Genomic DNA, 9,574 nt, shown 5'->3' with positions numbered 1-9,574 from the left:
AGCTGGGTTCAGAACGTCGTGAGACAGTTCGGTCCCTATCCGTCGTGGGCGCTGGAAATTTGAGAGGAGCTGTCCTTAGTACGAGAGGACCGGGATGGACACACCGCTGGTGTACCAGTTGTCCTGCCAAGGGCATGGCTGGGTAGCTACGTGTGGTCGGGATAAGTGCTGAAAGCATCTAAGCATGAAGCCCCCCTCGAGATGAGATTTCCCATTGCTTCAAGCAAGTAAGATCCCTCAGAGACGATGAGGTAGATAGGTTCGAGGTGGAAGCGTGGTGACACGTGGAGCTGACGAATACTAATCGATCGAGGACTTAACTTCGATCGAACGTGAAACATTTTAATGCTTGGTTACAAACTCTTATCTAGTTTTGAAGGTGCATCTACATAAACCTTTATAAAAGTTTAAATAGTACTTGCATTTTTACTCGAAGGTGAATATAATATAATTTGTCGCAGGAAATCATGATAGATTAAAGAAGATGACTTTTGTCCGGTAGCAATGGCAGAGAGGCCACACCTGTTCCCATGCCGAACACAGCAGTTAAGCTCTCTAGCGCCGATGGTAGTTGGGGTTCTTCCCCTGTGAGAGTAGGACGCTGCCGGGCAATGTTCATCATTTCTCCTTCATGGACAGTCAAGAACATTCCAGCGTAGCTCAGTGGTAGAGCAGTTGACTGTTAATCAATTGGTCGCAGGTTCGAATCCTGCCGCTGGAGCCAAACTGGAGAGCTGTCCGAGCTGGCCGAAGGAGCACGATTGGAATTCGTGTAGGCCTCTTCCGAGGTCTCGAGGGTTCGAATCCCTCGCTCTCCGCCATTTATACTGGCCCGTTGGTCAAGTGGTTAAGACACCGCCCTTTCACGGCGGTAACACGGGTTCGAATCCCGTACGGGTCATCATTATTTATTCGGAGGATTAGCTCAGCTGGGAGAGCACTTGCCTTACAAGCAAGGGGTCGCAGGTTCGAGCCCTGCATCCTCCACCATTTACAATTTTACTAAGGTCGATCGACCTAGTCTTCACACCGCGGGGTGGAGCAGTCTGGTAGCTCGTCGGGCTCATAACCCGGAGGCCGTAGGTTCAAATCCTACCCCCGCAACCAATATTTATCACGAAACTACGTAGAATTTACTTCTATGCGAAGTGATATCAGGAGTAATTTAGTGCAACCAATAATGGTCCGGTAGTTCAGTTGGTTAGAATGCCTGCCTGTCACGCAGGAGGTCGCGGGTTCGAGTCCCGTCCGGACCGCCACTTTTTTATTTATAAATTACATAAGTTATCCAAGTATAACTTTACGGCTCGGTAGCTCAGTCGGTAGAGCAACGGACTGAAAATCCGTGTGTCGGCGGTTCGATTCCGTCCCGAGCCACCATTTTTTGGAGGGATAGCGAAGTTGGCCAAACGCGGCGGACTGTAAATCCGCTCCCATCGGGTTCGTAGGTTCGAGTCCTACTCCCTCCACCATTTTCATATATATAATGTAGGGGTATAGTTCAACGGTAGAACAGCGGTCTCCAAAACCGCCGATGTGGGTTCGATTCCTACTACCCCTGCCATATTTTTATATGGCGGTCGTGGCGAAGTGGTTAACGCACTGGATTGTGGCTCCAGCACGCGTGGGTTCGATTCCCACCGGTCGCCCTTTTTCTTTTGGGCCATAGCCAAGCGGTAAGGCAACGGTTTTTGGTACCGTCATGCGCTGGTTCGAATCCAGCTGGCCCAGCCATTTGCGGAAGTAGTTCAGCGGTAGAACACTACCTTGCCAAGGTAGGGGTCGCGGGTTCGAATCCCGTCTTCCGCTCCAGAGACGCTGGCGGCATAGCCAAGTGGTAAGGCAGAGGTCTGCAAAACCTTTATCACCGGTTCAAATCCGGTTGCCGCCTCCAAATATTTATCGACGATCATCAGGAATACATAATCCAAGCTGGTAGACAGTACATGCTCTGTCTATCAGCTTTTTTATATTCTTTATGGTATATAGGAATGGACCTTATCAAATAATCATAAAATTATATTACAAATTTATGATTATTAAATTGACAGAATAGTTCAATCACTATATAATAAGACACATTAACGACATATTTTCAATTTTAAAGTAGACAACGTGAAAGCGCTTACTATTGAACCTGAGGAGCTAATTTACATATGGAATTATCTAATCTAATTACGGAACAACGAAACGAAAATAGTAGGAATTTAGATCAAATGACAACTATAGATATATTAACTACTATTAATCAAGAAGATAAAAAAGTAGCGAATGCAGTCGAGTTAGTTCTCCCTCAAATCGAAATTGTTGTTGATCAGATTGCAGAACGATTATCTAAAGGTGGAAGATTATTCTATGTTGGGGCAGGTACGAGTGGAAGACTTGGGATCTTAGATGCCTCTGAATGTCCACCGACATTTATGGTGTCACATGAATTGGTCCAAACATTGATGGCAGGTGGCAAGGATGCTTTTTTTGAAGCTGTAGAAGGTTCTGAAGACCATGAGCAACAAGGTGTAGTCGACCTTCAAAAGCAAGAAGTAACGAAAAAAGATGTAGTCATTGGCATTACAGCGAGTGGAAGAACACCTTATCCAACAGGAGCATTAAAAGCAGCTAATGAAATAGGAGCGTATACGGTATCACTTACTTGTAATGACCGATCATCTATAAGCAACTACGCACAAACGGCAATAGAAGTTGTGGTTGGCCCAGAGGTTTTAACTGGATCAACTCGTATGAAAGCAGCAACTGCTCATAAAATGGTGCTTAATATGATTAGTACAACAGCAATGGTGAAGCTTGGGAAGGTTTATGAAAATCTCATGGTGGATGTACAGGCGAGTAATAATAAATTAAGACACAGAGCAAAGTCGATTATAATGGAAATTACTAATTGTGATTATGAAGTTGCAGAAGAAGTCTTAAATCAAACCAATAACCAAGTTAAACCTGCAATTGTCATGTTAAAAAGTGGAGTAACTTTTGAGCAAGCTTTGGATGCAATTGAGGATTCAAATGGATATGTGAGAGAAGCTATTGAGTTAACTTCTAACTAAATTTGTTGAAACCGTGTAGCAAAGCTATACGTTTCATATATTAATTAAAGTACAAGGGGGATATTACATTGAATAAGAAGTTTAAATGGCATTGGTTAGCGATTGTCTTAGCTATGTTCCTTTTAATCTTTGCTGCAGCTTGTGGAGCAGATGAAGTGCCTGATGAAGGCGGAGATGATGACACAAGTGAAGAGTCAGGGGAAGATGATTCAGAGTCTGATTCAGATTCAGATGCAAGCGGAGAAGAAGGTGAGATCAGCGGAGAACTTGAAATTCAATATTTCGTTGGTGGATACGGGGATTCTTGGTGGAAAGAAGTAATTGAAGATTTCCAAGCAACTTATCCTGAAGTAGAAATAGTAGAACATGCAGGTCCAAATATTAATGAAGAGATGCGTTCACGCTGGGTTTCTGATGATCCACCTGATGTAGTTTATATTGATGGTGCTGGGTCTAGTGAAACACAGATGGTAGAAGATGGTCAGTTAATGAACTTGACTGATTGGGCTCAAGATCTTGAATTAGAAGATGGAACGCCGTTGTTAGATAGCTTTATTGCAGAACCATCTGATTATGATGGTGAGTTATTCAGTTTACCACTTGTATTTGATACATGGGGTACATGGTATGATGCAGCATGGTTTGAGGAAGGCGGATATGAAGTACCATCCGACTTTGATAGTTTTATGAGTACGATGGGTGATCTTCAAGAGAATGAAGATATTGAACCGTTTGTAACTACTGGTCAGCACCCGTATTACATGTTACGCGGAATGTTATACCCTGCATTTGGTGCAGCTGGCGGTAATGAATTATTAGAAGATATTATTACAGGTCAAGAAGGTGCATGGGAAACAGACGAAGTCCGTCAAGTTATGGAGAACGTAGCAGCTATGCAAGAAGCAGGTTATATTGATGGTGGTACTGGGGCACTGAACCATACACAGTCTCAAATGAACTTCCTACTGCATGATAATGCGTTTATTCCTGTAGGTTTCTGGTTGCCAAATGAAATGGCGGATGATGTACCTGAAGACTTTGAGTTTGGGTTCATTCCTTCTCCAATGAATGAAGCAGGAGATCCAATGGCTGTAGTACCGGATTTACGTCCATTAGCAATTGCAGAAGAAGCAGATAATCCAGAAGCAGCTAAAGCATTTGTTGAATTTGTCTTCTCTGAAGAATATGCACTTTCATTCTCAGAGCACACAGGTGCATTAATGAATATTGAAGGAGTAGACCTTTCTGAAAGTGAAGAGGTTCCTCCATATCTAATCGAAGCAAATGATTTGATTAATAATGAATCAGAAGTTTATTACAAGCCTCACCCAATGAGTTCTGACTTAGAAACACCAGTCAGTGATGCGCTTATCTCCTTAATGTTAGGTGATATTGACGTAGATGAGTTCATTGAAAGAGCAGAAGAAGCAGCCGCAGATTATAGTGGTGAATAATTAATGTAGGAAATAAAATTGTATGGAATGTAGAGAGAAGGATTCTCCGCATTCCATACTGTTATTTCCATAGAAAGAGTGAGCAATCATGGTCCAACCAAAAAAACAGAAGTACATATTTCTCGCGTTTTGTTTAGTACCGACCTTTATTATGTTTAGCATTTTTACTTTGTATCCTATGTTTAGTGGACTTTATTTTTCTTTCTTTGAATGGTCAGGTTCTTCCCAAACACGTGAGTACGTAGGTCTAGATAATTATCGAAGAATGTTCAATGATGATATTATTCCACGGACGATTTACCATGACTATTTCCTAGTTGCTACAAAAGTCGTTGGAATTATGATCATGGCATTATTTATAGCGGTAGCATTGACCCAGCTAAAGATCAAAGAAGCACCGTTCTACCGAATCGTGTTCTTCTTTCCGAATATTATGTCTGTGGTTGTTATTGGTATACTGTGGACATTTATCTACAACCCAAATTTAGGTTTAGTGAACTCTGGTTTAGAAGCAATCGGATTAGAAAGTTGGACCCGACCTTGGCTAGGAAGTACAACCTGGGCCTTACCAAGTTTAGTTTTACCTTCCATATGGGCAGGAATTGGACTATTCATGCTCTTACTAATGGGAGGGATTGCAAACATTTCAAAAAGTAATTTTGAAGCAGCAGAAATTGATGGAGCTTCAGAATGGCAACAGTTTTGGCATGTAACTTTACCATTGATCTGGCCACAAATTAAAATCTCGATTCTTTATATCGTTATTACAACACTAAATGGTTCCTTTATTATCGTTCAGGTTATGACTGGCGGTGGACCTGACAACTCTACACACGTTATGGGGTCCTATTTATACCAACAAGCATTTAATCAGTATAACTTCGGGTATGGAGCAACAATTGGTGTAATGATCTTAGCACTTTCACTAATTACCGTATTATTACTTCAATTCTTACTACGTAGAGACAAAGTAGAGTACTAAAGGGGGGATTGCACATGAAAACGAAAAAAACAGTCGGTGAAATGGTCGCACGAACAGGAATTAGAATCCCTCTTGTCATTTGGTCCTTAGCGGTACTTTATCCGTTATTCTGGATGTTCCTAGGGGCATTTAAATCAAATGCAGAGATTTATGCGAATCCTTGGGGGTTCCCAGAGTCATTTAATTATCAAAATTTCATTACCGCTTGGTCAGATTATAATATTGATACAAGTGTATTTAATAGTTTAATTGTAACCGTTATTGGTGCAGTCCTTTGTTTAGCACTCGCCATTCCAACAGCGTATGCTATTGAACGGCTTCGTTTTAGAGGTAGCGGCGCGCTATTCACGCTGTACATATCAGCCATGATGATTCCAATGGTATTAGGTTGGATTCCATTATTCTTCTTACTAGCTCAATTTAATATGTTAGATAGCATCTTAGGATTAGGTGTAGTATATGCCTTATCACAGCTACCGTTTACCATTTTCGTATTAACAAGTTTTATGAGTACGATTCCGAAGTCACTAGAAGAATCCGCAGCAATGGATGGCATGTCGCCATACGGGATTCTTTGGAAAATCGTTACACCACTTACGATGTCGGGGATTATTACCGTTACAATTATGAACGCGATACAGTTTTGGAACGAATACTTCATGGCTTTGATCTTCTTACAGTCGAGTGAAAATTATACACTTGCCTTGGCGATTGACTTTATTAGTAACGAAGCCCAGTACACAAACGCATGGGGCACGTTATTCGCAAGTCTAGTCATTGCGATTACACCTGTAATTATCTTGTACGCAATCTTCCAACGTCGTATTACGAAAGGTATGACAGAAGGAGCGATTAAAGGATAGAATGAGTCAATAATCGAAGCTTGGTTATCGCAAATAACCTTGCTTCGATTTTTATATTAGAGGCGATTGACAAACCATAACCTACTGTATTATGATTGTAATCGGTCACGAAAAAAAGACCACATGCCGGTGTGGCGGAATTGGCAGACGCGCACGACTCAAAATCGTGTTCCTCTGGAGTGCCGGTTCGAACCCGGCCACCGGTATTATCTTTAAACGTTTCTCACATTGTGGGAAACTTTTTTTATAGTGTCACCTATCCGAATTCAGACACACCTGCAATTTATAAATAAGTGGGTGTGGAAATATATGAAGTGGTTTCATCGCTCCTTTAAGAAAGTCTTTGTCCCATCTATTAGCACCAAGGAAAAATTGATATTTAAAAACGTTCATAGTGACATAGAAATATGGGGACGAGGGGTTAACCAGGCTTTTTATACACCTGCTAAAAGAAGTGATAGCGTGAGGAAAAAATATAAATTCAATGAAGAAAATATTTTGCTGTACGTAGGTAGGATTGCACCCGAAAAGAATTTACCAACAGTGATTGAAACCTTTAGATCCTTAGCTGACCACATTAAAAAGAACACACGCCTATTGATTGTTGGAGATGGCCCGCTTCTTAAATCTCTATCTGAAACGGAAACGGATAACATAACCTACACAGGCTTCCTTCAAGGAGAGGAGCTTGCGGAAGTATATGCCTCAAGTGATCTCTTCTTATTCCCCTCAACAACCGAAACGTTTGGCAATGTAGTTCTTGAAGCGATGTCATCAGGTTTGCCTGTCATAGGTGCGAATGAAGGGGGAGTGAAGCATCTAATTAATGATGGTGAGAATGGTTACGCTTGTAATGCAAATAATATTAGTGAATTTGTAGACGCAACAACTAGGCTTTTAGATAATAAAATATTATGTGAATCATTTGCTTATAAGGCTCGGCAATTTGCGCTAACTAAATCATGGGCCCTAGTAAAAAGCTGTCGAGACGCTGCTGATTCTAAGGAGTTTTTCTTGTCTAAAACGGGTAGTTGAGTATTTATAAGGAAGAAAGCAAAACTTCTTACCAAGAAAAAATTAGCCATAGATACGTTGCTCATCTTTAGTCTTATTTTTTTCGACATTCTATTTAACCAGTTAAACCTCTTAAATGGTAGGTTAGATACTAATTTCTTATCATTTATAGTATAGTCAAAAGAGAAGACGTCGGAAGATATGAGAGGAATTGGAATGTGTGGGAAATAACAAGTAATAACGAAGACTTATTTATCATGTTTTACTGTTTATTGATCTTATGGGTTAATGTAAGTTATTTAAGAGAGCATAAAGAAATAAAAAAAGGGTTAAGTGAATTATCAGACGAAGATGAACTGGAATTAAATCCCAACTCCTTTTCTATGATGGTGATTGGTTTAGTATTCAATTTCTTCAGAAGATGGTTACTATACATATTGGCAGTTCTGATGACGGAGAGTGTGGTTGTCTTAATCATTTCACTCCTTCTTTTTGTCGTAAGTTTATATGACACTTTGTTTAACTATAGTTTAGCAAAGGTTAAAACTTCAAAAATCGGTTTATATCTTGCCATAGCAGATGTCGTGTTCATTTTGGCATTTTTAGTTTATTTGTTTATTTAAAAAGTAGTTTTTATTGGTTAAAAAAGAATGTAACTGCAGCTTCTTATTTATTACATTTAATTTTCTCAAGTTAAAAAAATTAAATTGACCCAACTTTAAAGATTACTTCCTATAAGTTAGGTCAATTTTAGCGAATCCTATTCAAATAGAATGTCTTTTTAGGAAAAAGTTTTCTTAATAAATGATAGAAAAGAATTTGGTTTATTCTCTTGTGATTCATGTTCGGATGTAATTGTTGTTTCTACGTTCTTAATGGATAAGTCTTCCGATTTATTAGATTTAACTTCTTCAACCTTCTCTTTTTCTTCGATCACGTTTTCTTCTTTTAACGCATGCTCCTCTACAACAACTTCAGTAGATGGCTTTTTCATTTCTAACTCCTCTTGTTTCTGTTCTTTTATAAGCGTGTCTTTTTCGTTAACTTTGGTAGGTTTGAATGAAATAATTTCTGTTTCTTCCTTGTTGGGTTCTAAAGCAGATCCTGTCATAGCTTTTCTGGAACTGTAAGTACGAGTAATTATATTTTTATTATATGGATTATGATAATTATTTAGAGGGCTGCTTTCCTTTCTTCTTGTAATAGGTCTTCGTTGTTCCGTAAATGGTCTATTAGGGATCGTATTTGATGAATTTTTTAAAGGCCGATTTACTCCTAAGCTATGTGGCTGTTGTTGCTTACTTAAAGTGTTAAGAATTTTTTGTAGCTGTTTATATTCGGATGGGTGGGAGGTAGAAGCCTGAGCGTAATTTTGCTTAGGGGATTCTTTTGTTTCTAATAGTTCTGCTTTTTGTTTTTGAAGCTGTTCTTTAACTGTTATCAAATTTTCATCTGTTCTATTAATTATTACGTTCATTTTATCTAATGCTTCTGTAATCTGTAAATCTTCCACCCCCGACCTAATTGTCTCCATGTCTTTTTTTAACTTATATAAAGAATCATTTATCGTCTCCATACTATATAGGATCTTTTGGTCTTGATGTTCATACTTTTCTAGCTGTCTATATTTTTCTTCCATCGTTTTCACTACTCCTTTTACTTGAGATAAATTTCTTTTTAAATCATATAACTCCCGCTTTAATTGAAGGTGATACTCCGTTAAATCGTTAGGCATATTGGGGTTATACGTTTGTTTATATACATCTAAATCTTCCTTTAATTTCTCAATTTCTTTTGAATTATATAATTTGAATTGTTGCATCGGCATTCACCCTTTTATTGCACACTAATATATTATTAATGAATCATATATTCGTGATACATGTGTATTTTGCAAGAGAAAACTTGATAAAAATGCAAAAGAAATTCGAGAACATTGCCAGCCCATATTTTATGATGGGTAATTCGATAGTGCGTGTGTGACACGATAACTGTTGCCGGTGAAACTTAGAATATGCGCATGGTGAATCACACGATCCACCAATGCAGCAGTCAGTCTTGCATCAACAAAAATGCGATTCCATTGGCTAAATTCTAAATTAGAAGTGATGATAAGACTTTTCTGCTCATACCAGTCTGTGATCAACTGAAACAGAAGCTCCGCTCCATCTTTACTGAATGGAATATAACCCATTTCATCTA

At 39.3% G+C, this 9,574-nt stretch carries 8 protein-coding genes, 14 tRNA genes and 2 rRNA genes; 22 read left to right on the top strand and 2 right to left on the bottom strand.

The window, feature by feature from the left end; all coding sequences use genetic code 11:
• The 22 genes from G532_RS0111565 to G532_RS0111460 all read left to right on the top strand — a co-directional run.
• Positions 1–324, top strand: a 23S ribosomal RNA gene (locus G532_RS0111565); the annotation flags it as partial.
• Positions 325–494: 170 nt separating this feature from the next.
• Positions 495–610 (top strand): 5S ribosomal RNA (rrf, locus tag G532_RS0111560).
• Positions 611–649: 39 nt separating this feature from the next.
• Positions 650–724: transfer RNA gene (locus G532_RS0111555), tRNA-Asn, on the top strand.
• A 4-nt stretch (positions 725–728) separates the two neighbouring features.
• Positions 729–821 (top strand) — tRNA-Ser (locus tag G532_RS0111550).
• Positions 822–829: 8 nt separating this feature from the next.
• Positions 830–901, top strand: a tRNA-Glu gene (locus tag G532_RS0111545).
• A gap of 13 nt (positions 902–914) precedes the next feature.
• A tRNA-Val gene (locus G532_RS0111540) sits at positions 915–990 on the top strand.
• A gap of 40 nt (positions 991–1,030) precedes the next feature.
• Positions 1,031–1,107 (top strand) — tRNA-Met (locus tag G532_RS0111535).
• 75 nt (positions 1,108–1,182) lie between these two features.
• A tRNA-Asp gene (locus G532_RS0111530) sits at positions 1,183–1,259 on the top strand.
• Between the two features lie 45 nt (positions 1,260–1,304).
• A tRNA-Phe gene (locus tag G532_RS0111525) sits at positions 1,305–1,380 on the top strand.
• Between the two features lie 6 nt (positions 1,381–1,386).
• A tRNA-Tyr gene (locus G532_RS0111520) sits at positions 1,387–1,472 on the top strand.
• An 18-nt stretch (positions 1,473–1,490) separates the two neighbouring features.
• Positions 1,491–1,564, top strand: a tRNA-Trp gene (locus G532_RS0111515).
• A 12-nt stretch (positions 1,565–1,576) separates the two neighbouring features.
• Positions 1,577–1,649: transfer RNA gene (locus G532_RS0111510), tRNA-His, on the top strand.
• A 10-nt stretch (positions 1,650–1,659) separates the two neighbouring features.
• Positions 1,660–1,734, top strand: a tRNA-Gln gene (locus tag G532_RS0111505).
• Positions 1,735–1,737: 3 nt separating this feature from the next.
• A tRNA-Gly gene (locus G532_RS0111500) sits at positions 1,738–1,812 on the top strand.
• An 8-nt stretch (positions 1,813–1,820) separates the two neighbouring features.
• Positions 1,821–1,894: transfer RNA gene (locus G532_RS0111495), tRNA-Cys, on the top strand.
• Positions 1,895–2,156: 262 nt separating this feature from the next.
• Positions 2,157–3,059, top strand: coding sequence for an N-acetylmuramic acid 6-phosphate etherase (gene murQ / locus G532_RS0111490; RefSeq protein WP_027964942.1), 903 nt, complete (start codon positions 2,157–2,159; stop codon positions 3,057–3,059).
• A gap of 68 nt (positions 3,060–3,127) precedes the next feature.
• Complete coding sequence (locus tag G532_RS0111485) at positions 3,128–4,513, top strand: ABC transporter substrate-binding protein (protein WP_425402134.1); 1,386 nt, start codon at positions 3,128–3,130, stop codon at positions 4,511–4,513.
• Positions 4,514–4,601: 88 nt separating this feature from the next.
• Complete coding sequence (locus G532_RS0111480) at positions 4,602–5,495, top strand: carbohydrate ABC transporter permease (protein WP_027964940.1); 894 nt, start codon at positions 4,602–4,604, stop codon at positions 5,493–5,495.
• A gap of 14 nt (positions 5,496–5,509) precedes the next feature.
• Positions 5,510–6,358, top strand: a complete 849-nt coding sequence (locus tag G532_RS0111475; protein WP_035512965.1) for a carbohydrate ABC transporter permease — start codon at positions 5,510–5,512, stop codon at positions 6,356–6,358.
• A gap of 125 nt (positions 6,359–6,483) precedes the next feature.
• Positions 6,484–6,564, top strand: a tRNA-Leu gene (locus G532_RS0111470).
• 103 nt (positions 6,565–6,667) lie between these two features.
• Entirely contained in the window at positions 6,668–7,393 is a 726-nt protein-coding gene (locus G532_RS15240) for a glycosyltransferase (RefSeq protein ID WP_051189161.1), read from the top strand.
• 197 nt (positions 7,394–7,590) lie between these two features.
• Entirely contained in the window at positions 7,591–7,995 is a 405-nt protein-coding gene (locus tag G532_RS0111460; RefSeq protein WP_027964938.1) for a hypothetical protein, read from the top strand.
• Positions 7,996–8,153: 158 nt separating this feature from the next.
• Here the strand turns inward: G532_RS0111460 and G532_RS0111455 are convergent, their stop codons facing one another.
• Together G532_RS0111455 and G532_RS0111450 are read right to left on the bottom strand one after the other, a co-directional pair.
• Positions 8,154–9,194: a hypothetical protein gene (locus G532_RS0111455; RefSeq protein WP_027964937.1), complete on the bottom strand. Its 1,041-nt coding sequence runs from the start codon at positions 9,192–9,194 to the stop codon at positions 8,154–8,156.
• Positions 9,195–9,323: 129 nt separating this feature from the next.
• Positions 9,324–9,574: ATP-binding protein (locus G532_RS0111450; RefSeq protein WP_027964936.1), on the bottom strand; the 251-nt coding region annotated here is incomplete at its 5' end.

The organism is Halalkalibacillus halophilus DSM 18494 (assembly GCF_000423105.1).
Lineage (GTDB): Bacteria > Bacillota > Bacilli > Bacillales > Alkalibacillaceae > Halalkalibacillus > Halalkalibacillus halophilus.
This window is presented reverse-complemented; position numbering and strand designations above follow the sequence as displayed.

Coding starts and splice junctions, on each gene's coding strand:
- murQ (WP_027964942.1), top strand. CDS start 2,157: ATGGAATTATCTAATCTAATTACGGAACAACGAAACGAAAATAGTAGG.
- G532_RS0111455 (WP_027964937.1), bottom strand. CDS start 9,194: ATGCAACAATTCAAATTATATAATTCAAAAGAAATTGAGAAATTAAAG.
- G532_RS0111475 (WP_035512965.1), top strand. CDS start 5,510: ATGAAAACGAAAAAAACAGTCGGTGAAATGGTCGCACGAACAGGAATT.
- G532_RS0111480 (WP_027964940.1), top strand. CDS start 4,602: ATGGTCCAACCAAAAAAACAGAAGTACATATTTCTCGCGTTTTGTTTA.
- G532_RS15240 (WP_051189161.1), top strand. CDS start 6,668: ATGAAGTGGTTTCATCGCTCCTTTAAGAAAGTCTTTGTCCCATCTATT.